Source organism: Klebsiella scottii (assembly GCF_036561945.1).
Taxonomy (GTDB): Bacteria; Pseudomonadota; Gammaproteobacteria; order Enterobacterales; family Enterobacteriaceae; genus Klebsiella; species Klebsiella scottii.
The window spans coordinates 1,235,482-1,258,648 of sequence record NZ_JARXNI010000020.1 but is presented as its reverse complement, the minus strand read 5'-3'; the positions used below and the strand labels follow the sequence as shown (position 1 = coordinate 1,258,648).

The 23,167-nt window shown below is 57.9% G+C and carries 20 protein-coding genes and 2 pseudogenes; 15 read left to right on the top strand and 7 right to left on the bottom strand.

Annotation, left to right across the window (positions count from 1 at the left end; all coding sequences use genetic code 11):
• Positions 1–184: 184 nt before the first annotated feature.
• The 9 genes from QFI97_RS13625 to QFI97_RS13585 all read left to right on the top strand — a co-directional run bounded on the left by QFI97_RS13625 (position 185) and on the right by QFI97_RS13585 (position 9,789).
• A complete protein-coding gene (locus tag QFI97_RS13625) occupies positions 185–1,408 on the top strand; it encodes an SfnB family sulfur acquisition oxidoreductase (protein ID WP_095102242.1) in 1,224 nt (407 codons plus the stop codon).
• Positions 1,409–1,418: 10 nt separating this feature from the next.
• Positions 1,419–2,084, top strand: a complete 666-nt coding sequence (locus QFI97_RS13620; protein WP_370525577.1) for a methionine ABC transporter permease — start codon at positions 1,419–1,421, stop codon at positions 2,082–2,084.
• Positions 2,085–2,158: 74 nt separating this feature from the next.
• Complete coding sequence (locus QFI97_RS13615) at positions 2,159–2,935, top strand: MetQ/NlpA family ABC transporter substrate-binding protein (RefSeq protein ID WP_346431369.1); 777 nt, start codon at positions 2,159–2,161, stop codon at positions 2,933–2,935.
• A 64-nt stretch (positions 2,936–2,999) separates the two neighbouring features.
• A complete protein-coding gene (locus QFI97_RS13610; RefSeq protein ID WP_346431368.1) occupies positions 3,000–4,043 on the top strand; it encodes a methionine ABC transporter ATP-binding protein in 1,044 nt (347 codons plus the stop codon).
• Positions 4,044–4,191: 148 nt separating this feature from the next.
• Positions 4,192–5,895, top strand: coding sequence for an ABC transporter substrate-binding protein (locus QFI97_RS13605; RefSeq protein ID WP_346431367.1), 1,704 nt, complete (start codon positions 4,192–4,194; stop codon positions 5,893–5,895).
• Between the two features lie 45 nt (positions 5,896–5,940).
• Positions 5,941–6,900 carry an ABC transporter permease gene (locus QFI97_RS13600; RefSeq protein WP_346431366.1) on the top strand — a complete coding sequence of 320 codons (960 nt, stop codon included), beginning with the start codon at positions 5,941–5,943 and terminating at the stop codon, positions 6,898–6,900.
• Positions 6,900–7,850: an oligopeptide ABC transporter permease gene (gene opp4C, locus QFI97_RS13595; protein WP_438943432.1), complete on the top strand. Its 951-nt coding sequence runs from the start codon at positions 6,900–6,902 to the stop codon at positions 7,848–7,850. The genes QFI97_RS13600 and opp4C overlap by 1 nt, the downstream gene beginning before the upstream one ends.
• Positions 7,847–8,827 carry an ABC transporter ATP-binding protein gene (locus QFI97_RS13590; RefSeq protein WP_346431365.1) on the top strand — a complete coding sequence of 327 codons (981 nt, stop codon included), beginning with the start codon at positions 7,847–7,849 and terminating at the stop codon, positions 8,825–8,827. The genes opp4C and QFI97_RS13590 overlap by 4 nt, the downstream gene beginning before the upstream one ends.
• The gene (locus tag QFI97_RS13585) at positions 8,824–9,789 is read left to right on the top strand and encodes an ABC transporter ATP-binding protein (RefSeq protein ID WP_331833818.1); all 966 of its coding nucleotides are present in this window, start codon (positions 8,824–8,826) and stop codon (positions 9,787–9,789) included. The genes QFI97_RS13590 and QFI97_RS13585 overlap by 4 nt, the downstream gene beginning before the upstream one ends.
• Before the next feature lie 108 nt (positions 9,790–9,897).
• Here the strand turns inward: QFI97_RS13585 and QFI97_RS13580 are convergent, their stop codons facing one another.
• Both QFI97_RS13580 and QFI97_RS13575 read right to left on the bottom strand, forming a co-directional pair.
• Positions 9,898–12,303 (bottom strand): membrane-bound PQQ-dependent dehydrogenase, glucose/quinate/shikimate family, encoded by a 2,406-nt coding sequence (locus QFI97_RS13580; RefSeq protein ID WP_346431364.1) that lies wholly within the window; start codon positions 12,301–12,303, stop codon positions 9,898–9,900.
• A 378-nt stretch (positions 12,304–12,681) separates the two neighbouring features.
• Complete coding sequence (locus QFI97_RS13575) at positions 12,682–13,590, bottom strand: DUF535 family protein (protein WP_095102226.1); 909 nt, start codon at positions 13,588–13,590, stop codon at positions 12,682–12,684.
• A gap of 311 nt (positions 13,591–13,901) precedes the next feature.
• Here QFI97_RS13575 and QFI97_RS13570 point away from each other — a divergent pair, with 311 nt between their 5' ends.
• Complete coding sequence (locus QFI97_RS13570; RefSeq protein ID WP_004102786.1) at positions 13,902–14,042, top strand: hypothetical protein; 141 nt, start codon at positions 13,902–13,904, stop codon at positions 14,040–14,042.
• A gap of 292 nt (positions 14,043–14,334) precedes the next feature.
• On the top strand, positions 14,335–15,645 hold the full coding sequence (locus QFI97_RS13565) for an L-cysteine desulfidase family protein (RefSeq protein ID WP_346431363.1): 1,311 nt from the start codon (positions 14,335–14,337) through the stop codon (positions 15,643–15,645).
• Between the two features lie 72 nt (positions 15,646–15,717).
• On the opposite strand, the gene QFI97_RS13560 is transcribed toward QFI97_RS13565, so the two are convergent.
• The 4 genes from QFI97_RS13560 to QFI97_RS13545 all read right to left on the bottom strand — a co-directional run bounded on the left by QFI97_RS13560 (position 15,718) and on the right by QFI97_RS13545 (position 19,798).
• Complete coding sequence (locus QFI97_RS13560) at positions 15,718–16,710, bottom strand: D-cysteine desulfhydrase (RefSeq protein WP_346431362.1); 993 nt, start codon at positions 16,708–16,710, stop codon at positions 15,718–15,720.
• Positions 16,711–16,785: 75 nt separating this feature from the next.
• Positions 16,786–17,172 carry a RidA family protein gene (locus tag QFI97_RS13555; protein WP_095102222.1) on the bottom strand — a complete coding sequence of 129 codons (387 nt, stop codon included), beginning with the start codon at positions 17,170–17,172 and terminating at the stop codon, positions 16,786–16,788.
• A gap of 27 nt (positions 17,173–17,199) precedes the next feature.
• Entirely contained in the window at positions 17,200–18,618 is a 1,419-nt protein-coding gene (locus QFI97_RS13550; RefSeq protein WP_331833821.1) for a Na+/H+ antiporter NhaC family protein, read from the bottom strand.
• Positions 18,611–19,798: a trans-sulfuration enzyme family protein gene (locus QFI97_RS13545; RefSeq protein WP_346431361.1), complete on the bottom strand. Its 1,188-nt coding sequence runs from the start codon at positions 19,796–19,798 to the stop codon at positions 18,611–18,613. The genes QFI97_RS13550 and QFI97_RS13545 overlap by 8 nt, the downstream gene beginning before the upstream one ends.
• 542 nt (positions 19,799–20,340) lie before the next feature.
• Between QFI97_RS13545 and QFI97_RS13540 the strand changes: the two are divergent.
• The 3 genes and pseudogenes from QFI97_RS13540 to cspF all read left to right on the top strand — a co-directional run.
• Positions 20,341–20,635: pseudogene (locus QFI97_RS13540) on the top strand (SDR family oxidoreductase); the annotation flags it as partial.
• Between the two features lie 178 nt (positions 20,636–20,813).
• Positions 20,814–20,984, top strand: coding sequence for a YnfU family zinc-binding protein (locus QFI97_RS13535; protein WP_223261794.1), 171 nt, complete (start codon positions 20,814–20,816; stop codon positions 20,982–20,984).
• Between the two features lie 197 nt (positions 20,985–21,181).
• Positions 21,182–21,391 (top strand): annotated as a pseudogene (gene cspF, locus QFI97_RS13530) (cold shock-like protein CspF); the annotation flags it as partial.
• Between the two features lie 16 nt (positions 21,392–21,407).
• Here cspF and QFI97_RS13525 read toward each other — a convergent pair.
• Complete coding sequence (locus QFI97_RS13525) at positions 21,408–22,280, bottom strand: LysR family transcriptional regulator (protein WP_095102216.1); 873 nt, start codon at positions 22,278–22,280, stop codon at positions 21,408–21,410.
• Between the two features lie 106 nt (positions 22,281–22,386).
• On the opposite strand from QFI97_RS13525, the gene budA reads away from it, so the two are divergent.
• Positions 22,387–23,166 (top strand): acetolactate decarboxylase, encoded by a 780-nt coding sequence (gene budA / locus QFI97_RS13520; protein ID WP_095102214.1) that lies wholly within the window; start codon positions 22,387–22,389, stop codon positions 23,164–23,166.
• The last annotated feature ends 1 nt before the right edge of the window (position 23,167 follow it).

Sequence of the window (23,167 nt, the reverse complement as noted above, 5' to 3'; positions counted from 1 at the left end):
GCGCAGCTGCATTTGCAGCATCTTCTCTGCAGACACAAAAACCTAACTCATTGATTATAAATCAAATAAAAATTTAATTTTCTGGCACAGCCTTTGCTAATGATTATATAACTCATTGGAATTATAGATTATTTAGTTATCTATTTTTTGCATATAGAACTTCGTTAATCAGGATGGAATCAGCATGCCAGAAAGCACACAGCCGGTTAGTTACACGCGTTACGCACCGCAAGCGCACGTCATCAGCAGCGATGAAGAAGCGGTGGCCATCGCCCATGAGATAGCGCTGGTGCTGCAGCCCGGCGCCGCCGAGCGCGACCGTAGCGGCATTGTGCCACCCGAGATCGTCGATACCTTTTCCAATAGCGGGCTATGGGGCATTACGGTACCGCGCCGCTGGGGCGGAGCCGAAGTCTCAGCCGCCACGCTGGCTCAGGTTATCGCCATTATCTCCGCCGCCGACCCGTCGCTGGGGCAAATTCCGCAGAACCACTACTGCCTGCTGGAGGATATTCGCCTGCAGGGCAGCGATGAGCAGCGCGCCTTCTTTTTTAACCTCGTCCTGCAGGGGCACCGCTTTGCCAACGCCCTCTCAGAAACCGGGGGTAAAACGGTTCTCGATATCCGCACCCGGCTTGAAGCCCGCGCGGAGGGTCTGTATATCAACGGCCGCAAAGGCTACTGCACCGGCTCCCTCTACGCCCACTGGATCGGCATTTTGGCGTTAGATGCCGACGACAAAGCACAGCTGGCGTTTGTCCCTCGCGACAGCGCAGGTCTGACCGTGGTCGACGACTGGGCCTGCCTCGGCCAGCGCAACACCGCCAGCGGGACGGTGCTGGCCGAGGATCTGGCGGTCCAGCCGTTCCATCTGTTTCCGACGTGGCAATCCTACGCCACCCCAACTCTCGCCGGGCCCTTCGCGCAGCTCACCACCGCCGCCATCGATGCCGGCATCGCCCGGGCGGCCCTGAACGACACGGTGGCTTTCGTGCGCGAGTTCGCCCGGCCGTGGATTGACGCCGGGGTAGAGCGCGCCAGCGACGACCCGCTCACCATCTACCATATCGGGCAGATCGACAGCCGGCTGGCCGCCGCCGAGGCGCTGCTGGAGCAGGCGGGGAAAACCCTCGATCGCTACCGCAACGCGCTGAACGAGGAGAACGTGGCGCTGGCTTCGGTTGCCGTCGCCCGCGCGAAGGTGTTCACCACCGAAGTGGCGCTGGAGGCCGCCAGCCGCCTGTTCGAGCTCAGCGGCACCCGAGCCACCAGCAGCAGCAACAACCTCGATCGCCACTGGCGCAACGCCCGCGTCCATACCCTGCACGACCCGGTGCGCTGGAAGTATCAGCTGCTGGGCAACTGGGTGCTGAACGGCGTTCGCCCACAGCGCCACGACTGGAACTAAGGTGGCGACGGTGCTGGAATTTTTTGCCGAAATCGACTGGAACGACGTGGCGCAGGCCGCTATCGATACCCTGACGATGCTGGGCTGGTCGCTGGGCTTTACCGTCCTGATTGGCCTGCCGCTGGGGATCGTTCTCTACCTGACCGGCCAGCCTCGGCTGCTGCACGCCCCGCGGCTTTACCGCCTGCTGTCGCTGTGCGTCAACGTGCTGCGCTCGCTGCCGTTTATCATTTTGCTGATCGTGATGATCCCGGTCACCACCTTCATCACCGGCACCTCGCTGGGGGTGCAGGGCACCATTCCGCCGCTGGTCGTCGGCTGCGCGCCCTTCTTCGCCCGGCTGGTCGAAACGGCGCTGCGCGAAGTGGATCACGGGCTGGTAGAGGCCAGCTGGTCGATGGGCGGCAACACCTGGCAGCTGATCTGGCACACCCTGCTGCCCGAGTCGCGCTCGGGGCTGGTTGCCGCCGTTACCGTCACCGCCATTTTGCTGGTGGACTACACCTCGATGGCGGGCGTAATTGGCGGCGGCGGCCTCGGAGACCTGGCGATCCGTTTTGGCTATCAGCGCTTTCAGACCGACGTTATGGTCGTCACCGTACTACTGCTGATTGCCCTGGTGCAGATATTACAAATGAGCGGCGACCGCCTCGTGCGGTCGATAAGCCGTAAATAAAGGATGCCCGCCCTCTTCCCGCTGCCACAGCCGGTTGACGGGCATCCGTCGCGCAAAAATTAAAGGAAAAGATCATGAAAAAAACGCTTATTGCCGCCGGGCTGCTATCCCTGTTCTCTTTATCGGCCGCCGCCAACGAAACGCTGACCGTCGGCGCCACGCCGGTCCCGCACGCGGAGATCCTCGAATTCGTCAAACCGGTGCTGGCGAAAGAAGGGGTCGATTTAAAAATCAAAGTCTTCAACGACTTTATTCAGCCTAACCAGCAGCTGGCGGAAAAAAATCTCGACGCCAACTACTACCAGTACCGGCCGTTCCTCGATAACTACAATCAGACGCGGCACACCAATCTGGTGCCGGTGGTGGGCGTCCATATCGAACCGTTTGGCGCCTACTCCAGCAAATACAAATCCATTAAAGAGGTACCGGACGGCGCCACCATCGCCATCCCCAACGATCCGGTCAATACCGGCCGCGCGCTGGTGATGCTCAGCAACGCGGGGCTCATCACCCTGAAAAACCCGCAGGACCCGCAGTCGGCCACCCGGGATATCGTCAGCAATCCGCACCGTTTCAAAATTCGCGAGCTGGAGGGGGCGATGCTGGCTCGGGCGGTGAATCAGGTCGACCTGGCGTTTATCTTTGCCAACTATGCGCTGGAGGCTGGAATTGATACCGACAAAGCGCTGCTGGTGGAAAAAGGCAGCGATCTTTACGTCGAGTACCTGGTGGCCCGCCCCGACAACATCAACGATCCGGGGATCCAGAAGCTGGCGAAAGCCCTGCACTCCGAGGCGGTACGCAATTTCATCCTGACCCGCTATAAGGGCAAAATTGTGCCCGGTTTCTGACCGCTGAAATTGACCCGGCAGCGCTACCGCTGCCGCCATTTGCTGGCTAACGGAGGAGAATACCGTGACCAATGCGCTCACCGCAGTACCGCATATTGAGTTAACCCACATCGGTAAAGCCTATCCCAACGGCGTTCGGGCGCTGCAGGATATCAACCTGACGATTCATCAGGGCGAAATCTTCGGCATTATCGGGCGCAGCGGCGCCGGGAAATCCACCCTGCTGCGCCTGTTTAACCGCCTGGAAAGCGCCGACAGCGGCGAAATCATTATTCACGGCGAGCCTACCCGGCGCTATTTACCCGCCCAGCTGCGGGATCTGCGCCGCCGGGTGGCGATGATCTTTCAGCATTTCAATCTGATGTCGACGAAGACGGTGGCGCAGAACGTCGAACTGCCGCTAAAAATGGCCGGCGTTCCCCGGGACGAAAGGCGGCGGCGGGTCGATGAAATGCTTGAGCTGGTCGGCCTCAGCGCCCTGCGCGACAGCTGGCCGGCCAGGCTCTCCGGCGGGCAGAAACAGCGTACCGGTATTGCCCGCGCGCTGGTCACTCAGCCGGAAATCCTGCTGTGCGATGAGGCGACCTCGGCGCTCGACCCGGAGAATACCTACGCCGTGCTGGCGCTGCTGAGAGAGATAAACCAGCGCCTCGGCCTGACCATTATCCTTATCACCCACGAGATGGACGTGATTCGTACGCTGTGCGATCGGGTGGCGGTGCTCGAACAGGGAAAAATTATTGAACAGGGCGAAGTGTGGCAGATTTTTGGCAACCCGCAGCACGAGGTTACCCGCAGCATGACCGGGACGCTGCACCACGCGCGTCCCGGCGAGCCGGAGGCGCCGGTCGCCGGTCGCCAGGTGGTGACGCTCCATTTTGACGGCAGCAGCGGACGGGAGCCGAATTTACAGCATATCGCCGGCCTGCTCGGGGACCAGGCCAGCCTGCTCTCCAGCAGCTGCGAACATATTCAGGGGCGGACGATCGGCCAGATTCGGGTTCGCCTGGCGCAGCCGCTGGAGCCCGGCGCGCTGCACCAGCACGGCTGGGTGGCGGACCGCTTCACCCTCGGCACGGAGGAAATGGTGGAAACCACTACTCCTTAGCACAAATCCGGCATTTTAATTCTGCATTATTGCTAATTCTAATTCGCTATAAACCATAGCCTTTCGTTGTTAGACAGCCGGAGGTGCGGCTCTTATCTTTCGTCATGAATTGTAAATTTAAGCGCAATCATTTGATGAGGGAGCACTTTTGTCCAGATTACTGCCCGGATTAAAAACCAAACGTTCGCGATTCTCGCTAGCTCTGAAAATCGCGCTCATTAGCAGCGCGGTGGCATTTTCTTCTGTCGCCACTGCGGATGATATTTTACAGGAAGGGATCACCCCGGCCACCGATGCCAGCCAGATCCCGGCGGCCGCCAAACTGCGTAAAGACACCGTGGTCGCCGGCATTTCCGAGCCGCAGGGCATCTTTAACCCCTACTTCTTCGTTAACGGCTGGGATGAAAACGTCACCAACGTCATCTTTTCACGGCTGATTGACTGGGACAGCCACGGTAATCTGGTGCCGGGGCTGGCCGAAAGCTGGACCGTCAGCGCCGATAACAAGGTCTACACCATCAAGCTGCGTCCCAATCTGACCTTCAGCGACGGCTCGCCGCTCACCGCCGAAGACGTGGCCTTTACGCTGACCGTGCTGCTGGACCCCAAATACGACGGCGATACTGACATTACGCTCGCCAATATTGCCGGCGGCGCTGAATATAAGGCCGGTACGGCCGACAGCGTTAGCGGCCTGAAGGTCATCGATCCGCTGACGCTGCAGGTGACCACCAGCGAACCGGGCGCCACGACGCTGGCCAAAATCGGCGGCCCGGTGCTGTCCAAAGCCTGGTACGGCAAGGGATATCAGCGCGGGCAGCTCGACTATCTGCGCACGCTGCACGGCAAACCGCTGGGCAACGGCCCTTACGTCTACGACAAATATCTCCCGGGCCAGGAGATTCGCTTCCACGCCAACAGCCATTACTATCGCGGTACGCCGCCGACGCCGCGCTTTATCTATCGCGTCACCAATCCGTCCACCAACTTCCAGCTGTTCCAGACCGGCGAAACCGATTATGACGCCTTTACCTCGCGTCCGGACGATATCGAACAGCTGAAAATGCTCGGCTTCGCCAACATCAACCTCTACGGCTCCAGCGACTACAGCCAGGTTGAATTCAACGTTCGTCGCCCGGCGCTGCAGGATGTCAAAGTGCGCCAGGCGCTGATTTACGGCCTCGACCGGCAGAAGCTGATTGACGTGGTGTATCAGGGCTACGGCAAGGTGGCCATTGAGCCCATCGCCCCCATCTCCTGGGCCTACAATGCGGAAGGCGTTAACCCGTATAAATACGACCCGGCACAGGCGAAAAAGCTGCTTGATGAGGCGGGCTGGAAGCCCGGACCGGACGGCATCCGGGTGAAAGACGGCAAGCGCCTGGAGCTGACGCTGCTGGTCAGCAAGAAGGTGCTCAACGATGCGCTGATCCCCATCGCCAAAGAGAACTGGCAGCAGATTGGCGTCCTGCTTAAGCCGCAGGTGGTGGACTTCAACGCCCTGATGGCCCAGCGAAAATCGGGTAACTACGATCTGGCCTCTTTCAGCACCAGCACGCTGAACGACCCGCATGACGGGGTATGGGACTTCTACAGCAGCGAGGCGAAAGAGTCCGGCTATCACAATCCGCAGGTCGATAAGCTGATTAACGCAGGTAACGCAGTGCTCGACGTGAATCAGCGCAAACCGATTTACCACCAGCTGTACAAAGTGCTGGCGGAAGACCCGCCGGTTATCTTCCTCGGCTACCGCCAGATCCTCTCCGCCAGCAGCGCCAGGGTCAGCGGCTTTAAGCCGGATATCTATAACGGTCTGACCGGCAGCCTGCCGGACGTGAAAATCGCCAGGTAAAAATCGCCTCCGCCGGGGTTTCCCGGCGGGGGATATGAGAATGTTATGAGAAATTTCATCCTGAGACGGCTGCTGCAAACTCTGCCGATGCTGCTGCTGGCTTCCTTGATCATTTTTATGCTGTTCGCTAAAACCCCGGGCGACTTTATCGACGGTAATATCACTCTTACCGCCGCCCGCGCCGCCGAGCTGAAGGCCATCTACGGCCTCGACCAGCCCCTGTTCACCCGGTACCTGCACTGGCTCGGCCAGCTGCTGCGCGGCGACCTGGGCTTCTCGCTGCAGTACCAGATCCCGGTCAGCCAGCTGCTCAACCAGTACGTCTGGAACTCCTTTCTGCTGGCCAGCGTCGCGCTGGTTTTTTACTGGGGCATTGGCCTGACGGTGGGGATTGTTTCCGCCATGAAGCCCAACTCGCTGTTCGATCACCTGGTCAGCATCGCCGTCTTCGCCGCCATGTCCTTTCCGACCTTTTTCCTCTGCCTGCTGCTGATTAAGTGGTTCGCCGTCGATCTGCACTGGCTGCCGCCGGGGGGCATGACCAACACCGGCAGCGATGAGCGCGGCTGGGCCTATATCCTGCAGGTGGCGGCGCATCTGGCGCTGCCGGTGCTGGCGCTGGTGATGCTGCAGGCCGGTAGCCTGACGCGCTATTTTCGCGCCAGCATGCTCGACGTGGTGAAAATGGATTTTATTCGTACCGCCCGCGCCAAGGGGCTGCGCGAACGCACGGTCATCTTCAGGCACGCGCTGCGCAACGCGCTGCTGCCGATTATCACCCTGCTCGGCTTTGAGCTGCCGGGGCTGTTTTCCGGCGCCATCATCACCGAAAAAGTCTTCAACTGGCCGGGGGCGGGCCATATTCATATCGACTCGCTGGCCGCCCGCGATTACCCGGTGCTGATGGGCTTTACCCTGTTTCTGGCGGTGCTGACGATCCTCGGCAACCTGATTGCCGACGTGCTGTACGCGTGGGCCGACCCGCGAATCCGGGTGAGGTCATAATGCTCAGTTCACTGTTTTCAACCAACCGTCGCCTGCGTAAAGCGGAGATCCCGACGCTGGCGCAGATCGCGCCATCGCCCTGGCGCCAGGCCTGGCAAGCGCTACGGCGCAACCGGCTGGCGATGCTGTGCCTGATAGTCCTGCTGTTGATGGCGGCATGGTGCGTGCTGGGCCCCCTGTGGTCGCCGTGGAAAAAAGATGACGCCACCGACGTGCTGATGATCAACAAGCCCCCCGGCGCTGAGCACTGGTTGGGTACCGATTTTCTCGGCCGCGACGTCTATACCCGGCTGCTGCTGGCCGGGCGGATCTCGCTGATTATCGGCCTCCTGACCATGCTGCTGTCGGTCACCCTGGGCTATCTGCTCGGCGCGGTCTCCGGCTATGCCGGCGGCCTGACCGACCGGCTGATCATGCGCCTGGCGGATCTGGTGATGACCATTCCCGGCCTGCCGCTGCTGATTGTCGCCGGGGCGATGCTCTCGGAGCTCGATTTCTCCCCGGAGTCGCGGATCTACATGGTGGTCATTATGCTGAGCCTGCTGGAGTGGCCGAAGCTGGCACGGCTGGTGCGCGGGCAGTGCCTGTCGCTGCGCGAGCGCGACTTTATGCTGGCAACCCAGGTGCTGGGCCTGTCGGCGCGCCGCCGCCTGTTTGGTCATCTGCTGCCGAATACCATCCCGATTCTGGTGGTGATGGCGACGATGGCGGTCGCCAACGCCATTCTGAGCGAGTCGGCCCTCAGCTATCTCGGCCTCGGCGTGGTGCCGCCAACCCCGTCGTGGGGCAATATGATGGACGCCGCCAACAGCCTGATCGACTTCCAGCGCCGCCCGTGGCTGTGGATGCCGCCGGGACTGGCTATTTTTATCACCGTTATCGCCATCAACGTGCTGGGCGACGGCCTGCGCGATGCGATGGACCCCAAAATGAAACAGAGGCTGAAATGAGCGCGCCGCTAATCACCTTTAACCAGCTTTCGGTCTCCTTTGCCGGCGAAAAAAACCGCGTGCGGGCGGTGCAGGAGGTCTCTTTCGCCATTCATGCCGGGCAAACCGTCGGCGTGGTCGGCGAGTCCGGCTGCGGCAAAAGCGTCACCGCCATGTCGCTGATGGGCCTGCTGCCTCCCCAGGCGGCGCGCATCGACGGCGGAGAGATTTTATTCAACGGCGAGGATCTGCTGCGCCTGAAGGCGGCAAAAATGGCCGATCTGCGCGGCAACAAGCTGGCGATGATTTTCCAGGAGCCGATGAGCGCGCTCAATCCGGTATTCACCATCGGCGAGCAGCTGTGCGAACCGCTGATCCGCCATCGCGGAGAATCGGCAAAGGCCGCCTGGCAGCACGCGACGCGGCTCATTAGCGACGTCGGACTGGCGCGGGCGGAGAGCCTGATGGAGAGCTATCCGCACCAGCTCTCCGGCGGTATGCTGCAGCGCATCATGATCGCGATGGCCCTGAGCTGCGAACCGCAGCTGCTGATCGCCGACGAGCCCACCACCGCCCTGGACGTCACCGTGCAGGCGCAGATCCTCCAGCTTCTGCGCGATCGTTCCCGGGCCAGCCGGATGGCGATGATGCTGATCACCCACGATCTCGGCGTTATTGCGCAAATGGCGGAGCACGTGGTGGTGATGTACGCCGGCAGGGTTGTTGAACAGGGCCCGACGGCCGAGATATTACGCCACCCGCAGCACCCCTATACCCAGGGGCTGATTGCCTCCCGCCCGGTGCCCGGCGAGCGCCGTCGCCGCCTCTACTCGATCCCCGGACAGGTGCCGGATCTGGCCGCCCTGCCGCCTTACTGCGCCTTTGCCGATCGCTGCGCGCGCGCCAGCGAACGCTGCCGCCAGGGGATACCGCCGCTGGCGGGCCGCGCCCGACAGGTCGCCTGTTTTCATAGCGAGTTAGCGGAGATCGTGGCATGAGCAATGAATACGTCATCGAGGTCGAAGGACTTAAAAAGCACTTCCCGCTGCGCGACGGGCTGTTCGGTCAGCAAACCGGGGAGCTGCGGGCGGTGGACGGCGTGAGCTTTAAGATCCGTCCGGGGACCATTTTCGGCCTGGTGGGGGAATCCGGCAGCGGTAAAACCACCGTCGGACGCACCCTGCTCGGGCTGTATGAGAAAACCGCGGGCAGCGTCAGGTACCGCGGCCGCGAGCTCAGCGCGCTCTCCCCGCGCGAGATGCGGGCGCTGCGGCCGAAAATCCAGCTGGTCTTTCAGGACCCCTACAGTTCGCTGAACCCGCGAATTCGCATTGGCGACGCCATCGGCGAGGCGATGCTGGAACACAGGCTGTGCAGCAAGGCGGAGCTGTATGACAGGACCCTCGCGGTCATGCAGATCTGCGGCCTCGCGCCGCAGCATTACAACCGTTTTCCGCACGAATTTTCCGGCGGCCAGCGCCAGCGCATCGGCATCGCGCGGGCGCTGATACTCAACCCGGATTTCATTATTGCCGACGAGCCGATTTCGGCGCTGGACGTCTCAATCCAGGCGCAGATCATTAACCTCTTTTCCGACCTGCGCGACGATCTGGGGGTCACGTTCCTGTTTATCTCCCACGACCTTGGCGTGGTGGAGCATCTGTGCGATGACGTGGCGGTGATGTATCTCGGACAGCTGGTGGAAACCGCAAGCCGCGACGCGCTGTTTGCCCGGCCGCTGCATCCCTATACCCGGGCGCTGCTGGCGGCGGTCCCCACCTTAGACCCGCTCCGCGAACCGGCGGTCGTGGTGCAGGGAGAGATTCCGGACCCGTCAAACCCGCCGCCCGGCTGCCGCTTCTCCTCCCGCTGCCCGCAGGCCAGCGAACGCTGCCGCCGGGAAGTCCCCGCCCTCCGGGAGGTCGCCGAAGGCCATCACGTCGCCTGCCACGCCGTTTAGTTCGCCCCTGCCCGGCAGCGGGCGAAAAAAAACCTGCCGGTTGTTCAGCGGCAGGTTTTGTTCACCGGAGGGAGCTAATCCTCGTTAGGCGTGAATAGCCCGCGGGCGCTACTCTTCAAGGGCGTAGGCGATGATATCGTCGCCGACGTCCGGCGAGTGGCTGGCGCCGCCGGCGGAGATCACCACATACTCTTTGCCCGTTTTCGGCGATTTGTAAATCAGCGGCGCGGCCACTGCGCCTACCGGCAGACGCGCGCGCCACAGCTCTTTCCCGGTCGCCGAATCCAGCGCCCGCAGATAGTTATCCTGGGTACCGGCAAAGAAGATCAGCCCGGAAGCGGTCGAGGTTGGCCCGCCCAGAGTCGGCATTCCCAGAGGAATATGCATATGGGTTTTCAGACCCAGCGGACCGGTATCCTCGACCGAGCCCATCGGGACCTGCCACAGCAGCTGACGGGTATTGAGGTCAACGGCGCTCATGGTGCCGAACGGCGGCGTATTGCAGGGTACGCCCAGCGCGGACTGCAGAATATCGATCCGCACGCCGCCGTATGGCCCGGCGATCTGCGGACGGACGGTGCCCATGAAGCCCGGGACTTCGTCGGTGGAAACCTTGTATTTCGCCATATCTTCCTGACGCACCAGCGACATTCTCAGCGGCATACGCATGTCGTTAACAAACAGCGTCCCGGTGCGTTCATCGATGGTGATGCCGCCCCAGTTCATGCCGCCCAGCAGGCTCGGCCATTCGATATACGGCTTCTCTGACGGCGGCGTATACATCCCAAGGTAGGTGGACTCTTTGAAGTCAATACGGCAAATCAGCTGGTCAAACGGCGTCACGCCCCACATTGATTTCTCGGTTAACGGCTCAACGCCGAGCTGCGGCATGCCGGTAGAGAACGGCTGGGTCGCGGAGAGACGCTCGCCTTCCGCCCCTTCTTGCGCCACCGGCCGCTCCTCGACGCGGGTCACCGGCTTACCGGTACGGCGGTCAAGGACGTAGATTTGGCCGGTTTTGGTGGTCTGAATCAGTACCGGGACCTCTTCGCCCTGGTCGTTCTTCATGTGGAACAGAACCGGCTGTGACGGCAGGTCATAATCCCAGATATCGTGGTGCACGGTCTGGAACACCCACTTCGTTTCGCCGCTGCCGGCATCAACCGCCACCACCGAGGAGCCGTACTTCTCTTTGGCCTCATTACGATCGCCGCCCCAGTAATCCGGCGGACCGTTGCCGGTCGGCAGATAAACCAGATTCAGCTCTTTATCAAAGCCCGGTACCGTCCACACGTTCGGGGTTTCGAGGGTGTAGACGCGCCCTTTTTGCGGATCGGTCACATTTTCCGGATGGCCAACGTCCCAGGCCCACACCACCTTACCGCTGCGCACGTCAAAGGCGCGGACCACGCCGGACGGCTCGCCGTGCACGATATCGCGAACCCAGCCGCCGAGAACCGCGATGTGCCCCATAATCACCGGCGTTGAGGTTGGGTGATAGCGCTTGCTGTTTTCGGTGTTATCCATCCCCTGCTTCAGATCGACGCTGCCGTGAGTGCCGAAGTCTTCGCACAGTTCACCGGTTTTCGCATTCAGCGCCAGCAGGCGGGCGTCAACGGTGGAGACCAGAATCCGCTGCGGGCACTGCTGCAGTGACGGGCTGGCCTTCTCCTCGGCGCTCAGCGAGGCGTCGCTTTGCACGTCGTAATAGCCCACGCCGCGGCAGGTAACGTGCTCTGCGGTCTGCGCGTGCGGGTCAAAGCGCCAGCGCGCTTTACCGGTGTCGGCATCCAGCGCGGTCACCACGTTGAGCGGCGTACAGGAATAGAGGGTATCGCCAATCTGCAGCGGGGTATTTTCATCAACCCCGATCCCCGCGCCGGTCAGCCGACGGCCGGTGTGATAGGTCCAGGCCACCTTCAGATTTTTGACGTTTTCCGGGGTGATTTGATCGTAAGGCGCGAAGCGGGTACCGGAGGCATCGCGGCCGAAGAACGCCCAGTTATCGCTTTTCGCCGCCTCGGTCGACACGCCGTCGGTCGCCGCTTGGACGACGCCGTTATGGATGCCGCCGTGCGGATAGAACGCCGACACCAGCGTCGCCAGCAGCGCGATGAAAATTACCGCGGCGCCGCGGTTAGCGTAGCGAACCTGCGCTCGTTTTACCGGCAGGGTCGCGGCCAGCCACAGGCCCAGCATCAGCAGCAGAGCGGGAACCACCAGGCGAGGGATCAGTCCCCAGTAGCTAAGCTGGACTTCGTAAAGTGCCCAGACCAGGGTCAGAAAGAAGGTAATAATTGCGAAAGGAAGAACGTATTTACTGCGGATAAGGTAGCCGACGGCGATAACCATATAGGCCAGGCCCGCCAACAGATACCAGGCGCTGCCGCCAAGAGAGAGGAGCTTGCCGCCCCAGATAGTTAAGAACAGCCCAATGCAAAAACTCAATAACACAAATAGCAGGCGCCAGGCGGTGAAGAACATCCCTCTGCCGCTACCTCGTTGTTCGTCCATATTTCATCCCATACGACGCTAGTCGTTGTAACCAATGTATTTATTCTTAACAGTGCTTTATTGACATAATTAAGGCACAGACCACATAACATACTGGTTGGACGCTCCTGAACGGAGCGAAGAACGTAAGAAAGTATATGAGTTTGTAAATTTTATGTAAAACCATCCAGCATTTAATGTTTAAAATTTTTTAATTTATAAAAGGAAGTTGATAGATGAAGCGGTTTTAAGCTGCCCAACGCGAGGGGAGATCACGGAAAAGCAAGGGGTATACGGGATAGTGCGGAAGATGGCAGGAGGTTGCTGGAAGGTGCGGGAGGATTGCGGGAGGTTGCCGGCCAACAGCCCCCTGTTGACCGGCAAACCCGCTGCTGCAGATTAACCGGCGCTAAGACGCCCGCCAAGCTGCTGCATTGAGGCCGCAAGCTCATGCTGCACCAGCTCTTTCAAACTTTCACGCTTGATAAACTGGCTGCGATGCTTACTTTTGACCTCTTCAAGGCTTTTCTTTATTTCCTGCGACGGCAGTTTATACCAACCGCGACGATACTGCTCACCGCCTACTTCCAGCCACAGCGCAGCGTAATTGGTCATTACTTTGTCGCTTTTAACGTGGAAATGGCTGTCAACCGCATAGATCTCTTTAATATCGCAATGCTGTAAAAAACCGTACAGCAGAGTGATTATTAAATTTTTAGGTCGGATACCGAAAAGCTCCTTAGTCACGACTTTAATTTCATCATTAGTTACGTCTTTCCCTCCCTGAATTCCGCCAATATAAGCGCGACCGTCTGCGGTACAGGAAAAACAGAGACTGTAGATGCGTCTATTATCCAGGAGCATTAAGAGCATCAGCTCCCCTTCTTCCTGAAAAGGCGATGCCAGCAGCTTAACATCAATGCTGGAACCATTTTTCAGCGGAACGCTAGCTACCGTCAGGCCAAACTCTTTCACGTTATACAGCTGCGGCATGATCGCTTCAGAAAACGTTTTTTCCATAAAAATCAACGACCCGTAGGCAATATCGAGTTTGGTTCTCTTTGACAACTTTTTATTTAAATACGCTTTGAAGGGTTTATCCTGGAAACTGACCAGCCCCTCCGTGGCATCGGTTAATCTGGCGCAAACGTATTTATTACACAGCGCTTGATATTCCCTATATTTGCCCCCTGCCAGCGGTATTTCTCTGCATCGGCGTAACACCTTCTTATATTTGAGTTTAACATTACAAATGAGTTTATTATTTTTTCGCCATTCTTTGATGGCGACTGCTGCTGTTTGAGCCATCGATCAAGATCCATAGAATCAACCATAATCGCGGCAATAATATCATAAATCATTCAAGTCAACGCTTAGTTACCCGTTCGTTGTCCTTTCATTTAATAAATAGCCAGGTAATCATTCTATAATTCCCAAAATTATATTCAGCCAACCTGTCAACTCTCATTATTAGCAGTCAGCTTAATTATTCATCACGCGGCGAACTGTTAACTGGCGCGATTATCGCTACGTGCGATCAACGACGGCATGGGGTGCCCCCTCGCCCGTTTTGCCCTATAATCTGCCCACGGTCAAAACTGAACTTAAGTGGGTAACTCATGGAAATTGATCTCGACAACCTGGTTTTTAGCGGTCTGGAAGAGGCGCAGGAGCGTAACGCTGAACGCCTTGAAGATGCTGATAAAAAAGCCCAGGCAATCGTTGCCGATGATGATTGCGGCGACGCCTGCAAAATCTGATTTCTGAACCGGCCGACCAGGCCGGTTTTTTTATGCCCGCCGCTCGCCTGACGTAAAAGTAAAATTATCTACACATCCCACACCTGAAAGTATTTTTTTCTCTCAAACCTGGTTTTTGCGAAGTGAACATGCAACTTATTTCTCTGCCGGGTGCGCTAACATTCTTACTACAGCGCCTGCCGTCCTGTCGATGCTGGCTGGACAGTTGCAGAGCCCAGGCCCGGGAGAGTTGAGATCCGCTCCGTTCACTTTCTCGATGGACATTTTTCTGTACCCCTATAGAGGCTCAGTCATGCCACACCGGGAAACCCGCGTAAAATGGAACGCCTTCATCACCGTCCTGCAGCAAGAGGTCAAGCCAGCCTTAGGCTGCACCGAGCCCGTTTCAGTCGCCCTCGCCTGCGCCGTTGCGGCACGGCAGCTATCCGGGGCCATCGTGCGCATCGAAGCGTCGGTTTCGCCCAATTTAATGAAAAATGGAATGGGGGTCACCGTGCCGGGTACCGGCATGCTCGGCCTGCCCATCGCTGCGGCCTTAGGCGCTGTCGCCGGAGACCCGCAGGCGGATCTTGAAGTGCTTAAAAATGCCAGCCAGCGGGAGATTTCGGCGGCTAAAGCCCTACTCGCCGTCGGCGCCGTGCGCATTGTCCTGCAGGAGCCCTGTGAGGAAACGATCTACGTTCGCGCCACGGTGTTTGCCGGCGACCAGCACGCGACGGTAACGATCATCGGCGACCATACTAACGTGGTGGCGATTGAAAAAATGGGACAGCCCGTGTTTGTCAAAACGGCGGAGGCCGCATGCGACGATCGGCCGCAGCCGCTGACCCAGGTTGCCGCCAGCTCGCTGCGCCAAATCTACGATTTTATTCGCGACGTTCCCTGCGGGGAGATTGACTTCATTTTAGCCGCCGCGCAGATGAACAACGCGCTCTCGAAGCGAGGTCTGGCGAAAGAGTGGGGTCTGCATATTGGGCCGACGCTAAAGCGCCAGGTCGACAAGGGGCTGGCCGCTGACGATATCTTTACCGAGATCCTTTATCGTACCAGCGCCGCCTCGGATGCCAGAATGGGCGGCGCTACGCTTCCGGCAATGACCAACTCCGGTTCCGGTAATCAGGGCATTACCGCGACCCTGCCGGTGGTGGTTGCCGCCGAACGACTCGGCGCCAGCCGGCAGCAGCTCACCCGCGCGCTGGCGCTGTCGCACCTCGTGGCTATCTATATCCACAGCAAGCTTCCGCGCCTGTCCGCGCTCTGCGCCACCACCACGGCCGCGATGGGCGCCGCGGCGGGGATTATCTGGCTGATGGAGGGGAGTTACGACAATATCGCCATGGCGGTCAACAATATGATTGGCGATATCAGCGGCATGATTTGCGACGGCGCCTCCAGCAGCTGCTCAATGAAGGTCTCGACCAGCATTTCTTGCGCGTGGAAAGCAATCCTGCTGGCGCTGGATAACTCCGTCGTTTCCGCCAGCGACGGTATCGTTGAACGCGATGTCGAAAATTCGATCCGTAATTTATGCGCCATCGCCGCTCAGTCGATGCAGCATACCGATCGGCAGATTATTACCATCATGGCGAGTAAGCGCTATTAGCGGGGAGACCGCTGAAAATATCATTGCCCCGGTCAGCGCTGCGCCGCCGGGGCATAGCCGCCATATTCAGGCTTAAACCTGCGGGTAACAGGCGAACAGCGCCGGAGCGCCGCCGGTATGCATAAACATCACCGGACCGCTGCCGACGAATCGCGATGTTTGCACGCCGTCAATCAGCCCCGCCATCGCCTTGCCGGTATAAACCGGGTCCAGCATGATGCCCTCTAGCCGCGCCAGCAGCTCAACCGCCTGCATCCCCTCGGCATTCGGCATACCGTAGCGCGGCGCAAAGTAATCATCCCACAGCGTCAGCGGCGAAGAGGTCGCCACGTTCAGCAGCGCCGATAATTCGCTTTGCAGCTGCGCGACTTTGGGGAGCTGATCGCTGGCGAGACGAGAGACGGTGACTCCGACAACCGCCATGTCCGGCCGGCAGTGTGCAAAACCGACCGCCAGTCCCGCATGGGTTCCCGCGCTCCCCGAAGGTACCACCAGCGAGTCGATATGGAGATCCATGCGGGCGCACTGCTCCGCTATTTCCAGCGCGCAGTCAACGTAGCCCAGCGACCCCAGCGCATTGGAGCCGCCAACGGGAATGACGTACGGCTTCGCCCCGCCGCGAGCGAGCCTCTCGCTAAGCTCCCGCAGCTGCGCGTCCGGCTCGTTAAGCGCCTCGACGTTTTCCAGACGACAGCCCATCATTGAGGAGAGTAAATGGTTGCCGTTGGCGAGATAGTTTGGCGCCTCCGTGGCGATCGGATTTTCAAGCAGCGCCGCACATTTCAGGCCCAGATGCGCGGCTGCGGCTGCGGTCTGGCGCACGTGATTCGACTGAATGGCCCCCGCCGTCACCAGCGTATCGCAGCCTTGTTGAAGCGCATCTGCGACGAGAAACTCGAGCTTTCTGAGCTTATTGCCCCCCATACCAAGATATGAAAGATCGTCTCGCTTAATATAGATATCGCGCTGCAGATACTCCGACAGCCGTTTGAGGTGCTGGATCGGCGTCACCGCCCCCACCAGCTCAACGCGTGGCAATGTCTGCAGATAGTTTTTAATCAGCATTACGTTTGCTCTCAATAAACAGGAATAACAACGGCGGCGCGATGCGGCCGCCGTTATGATGACGCTGACGCCGCGTTAGCCCTGCCAGGCTACCGCTTCAATTTCAACTTTGACGTCTTTAGGCAGGCGCGCAACCTCCACGCAGGAGCGCGCCGGATACTGCACCTTGTGCTGGTCAAAAAACCCGGCGTACGCCTGATTAATCTCCGCAAATTCATTCAGGTCCTTGACGAAGATATTAACCTTACAGATATGTTCGAGGGCTAACCCGCCGGCTTCGATAATGGCCTTAATATTCTCCAGGCTTTGCCGGGCCTGCCCGCCCGCGCTCCCGGCGATCTCGCCGGTTGCCGGATTAATCGGCAGCTGCCCCGAAGTAAAGATAAAACCCCCTACCCGGGCGCCCTGAATATAGGGGCCAATAGCTTCCGGGGCCTGCGCCGTAGCGATAACCTTGGTCATGATAAATCCTTATATAAATATTGAGCGTTAGATCGAAAACCCGACGATTAAATAGACGATGAGCGCGAGGAACCCGGTGACCAGCGCGTAGGGCATCTGCGTGCGAATATGCTCAATGTGATCGCAGTTGGTAGCCATTGAAGCCACGATGGCGTCGCTGGAAATAGGCGAAGTCATGTCGCCAAAGATTGAGCCGGAAATAGCCGCGCCGATCATAAAGTGAGGGTCGATACCGAGCGATACGCCCAGCTGTACGCCGATCGGGATCATAATGGCGAAAGTTCCCCACGAGGTCCCGGTGGCCAGAGACATTACCGCCGCAATCAGAAAAATAAAGCCAATCGAAAATCCGGAGGGAATAACGCCCGAGGTAATTGAAGCAATATACTGCCCGGTATTCAGCTCTGCCGAAATATGTCCCATCAAAAAGGCCAGAATCATGATTGAGCTGATTTTCACCATGCTGGCGTAACCGATATAGAGCTCTTTAAAGAAATTCTCAACGTTTAAAATACCGCGCAGTCTGAACCACGCAAAAGAGACGACGGTACCGAACATCACCCCGGAGTAGACCGACATGGAGCCGCTGCCCCTGGAGAACTGGCCGTCTCCGGTAATATAGAGCACGACCGGAACCATCAGCACGGTTGAAAGAATAGGGATAAAGAAGTTGAGTAGCGAGTTGGATGCCGGATGGTCAATCACCGGGTCTTGCTCTGTTTCGCTCTGTTCCTGCTCCTGCGCCATCAGGCAGGATTCAAACCGGACTTCCGCCTTTTTCATCGGCCCCCAGGTGCAGCCTGACAGGATATAAAAGATGACGGATGCCAGAGAAAACCAGGCCATGATATTCCAGACCATCGAGCTGGCCAGCACTTCAAAGGGTTCCCCGGTCAAATAGCCCTGCGCGATCTGTACGCCGATAATGCCCATCATCGCCGCACCCCAGCCGTTGATCATTACCGATGAGCAGACCGAGACGCAGGAGGTTTGAATAATGTAGGACATTTTTTCCGGCGAGACTTTATAGCGCCGGGCGAGGTTTTTAGTCGACGCCCCGGCAATAAGCTGGTTAATCGAGCTCTCGATAAAAATAAGCGAGGTTACCAGCATAGCCAGCAGCTGAACCGACTTCTTATTGGTGACAAAGTCGTTTTTCTCAGAGAGAAACTGGACCAGCTTGCGCACGCCGCCGGTTACCACAATCAGCCGCATAATGCCGCCGATCATCACCATAAAGATAATCGTCCGGGCGTTCCCGGCGGAAGCAAAGGTCTCAATAATGCCGTTCAGGGTTCCGCCAACGCCCTGAATGAGGCTTTGATGAATCACCGCATACCCGACAAAAATGCCGGTCAATAAGGAGAGAATCACCTGCCGGGTGAGGATCGCCAAAATAATGGTGACCATTGGCGTGATAATTGTCCAGATACCGTAGTCATGCATGATCGCTATCCTGTGTCCGGGCGCTAGCGGCAAAAGCGGTATCGAGGTCGGCAATCAGATCCTCGACATTCTCGATACCGGCGGAGAACCGCAGCGTGGTGTCGTAGACGCCTATCGCTTCCCGCTCCTCTTTTGACATCGCGGCATGAGACATTGATGCCGAATGATTGATCATGCTCTCCACGCCGCCCAGCGACTCGGCGAGAACAAAATAGCGCAGCCCGGAGATAAAGCGTTTCAGGCCCTGCACGTCGCCTTTAAGGGTAGCGGTAACCACCGCGCCGCCCGAGCGCATCTGCTTTTTGCACAGCGCATGCTGCGGATGCGAAGGCAGGCCGGGATAATAGACGCGGGCAACCGCCGGATGGTTCTCAAGATATTCAGCAATACGCCGGGCGTTGCCGCACTGGCGCTGCATGCGGACATCCAGCGTTTTCATTCCGCGCAGCGCCAGGTAGGCATCAAAGGGTGACGCGATAGCGCCAACGGTGGTTTTGATAAAATCAAGCCGGGCCGCTAGCGGTTCATTATTGGTGATGACCGCCCCGCCGATTAAATCGGAGTGCCCGCCGATATATTTACTGGTGGAGAGCATCACCAGATCCGCGCCCATTTCGAGCGGCTGATGATTCCAGGCGCTGGCAAAGGTATTATCGACGCAGGTAAAAATACCGCGCGCCTTCGCAATAGTGCAGACTTTATTAATATCCACCAGCTCCAGCAGCGGATTAGTCGGCGTCTCAATCCAGATTAAATACGTATTTTCCTGAATGCTGGCAATAAGGCTTTCTTCATCATTAAGATCAATATAGGAGACGGTGACGCCGGTGGTATTGGCCTTTAGCTTATCGAACAGACGCCAGGTGCCGCCGTATACGCCCTTCATTGCAATAATATGTGAATCTTTCGGCAGCAGCTCCATAACGATATTAGTGGCGGCCATTCCCGAGGCGGTAGCGGTGGCATAAACACCGCCCTCCAGCTCAGCCAGCGCCGACTCATACGCCTTACGGGTCGGGTTCGAGACCCTTGAATAGCAAAAATCGCCGCCTTCATCGAGATTCGGCTGAATAAAAGAGCTGGCGGTAACTATCGGGGTAAATATGGCATTATTCGCCGGATCAATTTGATTCCCGGCATGGACAACCAGAGTCGCGATATCTTTAAATTTATTTTTCATAGGATATACTCAAACTATTATTCGACATTAGGTAGTGAACATTTATCTCTCTAACAACAGCAGTCAGCACCGGCTAATAAAACAGCAGCCAAAACGCCGCGCAAGAGCTAAAAAATAGCCAACCGCGTTGCTATCAACATAGAGATTTTCATAAATCAACCACCGTTAAAATATATATTAGCGACCGAAGAAAATCTTACCTATTTTCCCCCAAAGGAGGGCAAAGTGGAGAAATTCATTCTCCAAAATCAAAACGGGTAATTTTTCAATACACTGAAAAATAAGGATATATTTATTAATGGTGATTTTAATCACAAAAAATAGGGGAAAAAACACACTCTTTCCCCTTTGCCGGAGAAATTAATTCCATAGGCCGCCGCTGAGGGCCTCCCTTAAGCATCACGGTAAATATCGCCCTCGCGGCTGGACCGGCAAAAAAACCTTCAGCCCGTGCGGCAGCGCCCGCCACAAGAGATGACTTTTGCTGGCTAAGGGGGAGCCTTTGGGCACAATCGCCCCGAAGCGGTCCAGGGCGAGAGGCGATCGGCCTGACGGAAACCCTGACGCTGGAAACCGCCAGAACCGGCATCACCGGCAATGCGATATGCCCCGGCTCGCTGCTGACCCGCTGGTGCAGCAGCGGTTCGACCGACGTATCGCGCAAGGCACGGACCCGGCGCCGACGCCGGTCAGAGAGCGGCGGGTGGCCGAAAAGCAGCCCTCCGGCGAGTTCGTCCCCCCGGAGCCGCCGGGATAAATGGCGCTATTCCTGTGCAGCGATGCCGCCGCCCGGGTGCGCGGGGCGCGTGGAATATGGACGGCGGCTGGGCGGCCAGGTACCAGGTAATTGCCGCGGGCGCGCAGGACGCGGCTATCGTAGCGTCCTCGCGCCCCTGGTGAGGCGCGAAAATAGCGTTGACCAATCAGGAGTTTATTTTCCCACGGCGAAATCATTTCGAGCTATTGATAGAAGAATGATGTATGGTTGCAGCCCATTACATCAGGAAAAAATCATATGTCAGATCGAAAAGACTCGAAAACCCGCCGTAATTACCTTGTAAAATGTTCCTGCCCTAATTGCTCCCAGGAATCAGAACATAGCTTTAGCCGGGTACAAAAAGGCGCCCAGCTCATCTGCCCTTACTGCCATAAACTCTTCCAGACTTCACCCAGAAACGCCGCCTAATCCCTAAATGCCAGACGCTGATTGCTCCCCGCCCCGTTATTTAGATAATTCTTATTATTGGGACGAATCAAACAATCGGTTTTTACCTCGTACCGGCAAATAGAAAACCCGCACTATGGCGGGTTTTAAATAGATCCACATGTTATTTCCTGGCATAACGTATCGTTATCGCTTTTTTATTTTTACCAGGAGTTTATTTGTTCCAAAAAATGACAGGTATTGTCAAAAGCTTTGATAATAAAACCGGCAGAGGACTCATCGTCCCTTCCGATGGTCGTAAAGACGTTCAGGTTCATATTTCCGCATTATCCTCCGCTGAGTCCACCCCCATGACTCCCGGTATTCGCGTTGAGTTTCGTCGGGTTAACGGCCTACGCGGGCCGACGGCGGCAAACGTCTATACCTGCCAGACCGACGACCCGCTTAAAACATCTCCAGAAAGCGTTTTACCGTTCGCGAACGTTCAAAACGCCGCCACGCGATGGCGATATCCGTCTTCAGCGACTCCCCCAGCAGCGGATGCCAGGTTACGTTGGGGTGGCGAATACAGGTCATCGACTGAGGCACCAGCGCAAAGCCGAACCCCGCGTCCACCATGCTAATAGAAGAAGAGAGCTGTGAAGATTGCCTGGCGCGGCTCAGATCGACCCCCGCATGCCGGCAGCTATCGTAAACCTGCTCGTAGAGCCCCGGCGCCACCTCCGGCGGGAAAATAATCGGCACCGTGTCGGTAAGCTGTGTCAGGGAGATCGCGGTTTCCCCGGACAAGGGGTGCGAACGGTGAAGCGCGATAACCATCGGCTCCTCGGCAATAATGCGCAAATTAAACGCCTTGCTGCTTTCACACGGCAGGCGGACAAAAGCGATATCCAGCTCCGCCTCACCCAGCGCGTTCATCAGGGTCGCCATATTACCTTCGACCTGGCGCAGCGCCACCGACGGATAGCGCTGCTGAAACTGGTACAGCAAAGTGAAGATCTGCGCATGAAAAGCAGCTGAACTGGTAATGCCCGGCACCAGGCTGCCGTTGACGCCCCGCGCAATCCCCTTGGTTTTTTCCAACGCCGCATCGCTTAAGGCGAGGATCTGACGCGCGTCGACGTAGAACGACTCCCCGGCTTCCGTCAGCTCAACGCCTCGCGTCAAACGACGCAGCAGCGGCGTCCCCACTTCGCGCTCAAGGCGCTGAATTTGCTGACTTAATGGCGGCTGAGAAATCCCAAGTTCGTGGGCCGCCCGGGTGAAGTTCCGCGCCTCGGCCACGGCGACAAAATAGCGTAAATAACGAAGTTCCATATCGAAAACGTCTCAAACCAGCATGGTTTCTATATTGGAACTGAGAGCTGAATCGGGTCAACATTTATTTAATCTTTCTTATATTTGTTGAACGAGGAAGTGGATTGTGAATCATTATCCTGAATGCTCCTGCGAAGAGAGCCTGTGCGAAACCATACGCGGCTTCTCTGCCCACCACCCCGATAGCGTGATCTATCAGACCTCTCTGATGAGCGCGCTCCTGAGCGGGGTCTACGAGGGCAGTACCACCATCGCCGACCTGCTCACCCACGGCGACTTCGGCCTCGGGACCTTTAACGAACTCGACGGCGAACTTATCGCCTTTAGCAGCGAAGTCTATCAGCTGCGCGCCGACGGCAGCGCGCGTAAAGCCCGGGCGGATCAAAAAACGCCGTTCGCGGTGATGACCTGGTTCAGGCCGCAGTACCGAAAAACCTTTGACCACCCGGTCAGCCGCCAGCAGCTGCACGATATTATCAACCGGCAGATCCCCTCCGATAACCTGTTCTGCGCCCTGCATATTGATGGCCACTTCCGCCACGCCCATACCCGCACCGTGCCGCGGCAGACGCCGCCCTATCGGGCGATGACCGACGTGCTGGATGACCAGCCGGTTTTTCGCTTTAACCAGCGCCAGGGCACGCTGGTCGGCTTTCGCACCCCGCAGCATATGCAGGGTCTCAACGTTGCCGGCTACCACGAGCACTTTATAACCGACGATCGTCAGGGCGGCGGCCATCTGCTGGATTACCAGCTCGATAGCGGCGTGCTGACCTTCGGCGAGATCCACAAGCTGATGATTGACCTCCCGGCCGACAGCGCTTTCCTGCAGGCCGACCTGCATCCTGACAATCTCGATGCCGCCATTCGTGCGGTAGAAAACTAAG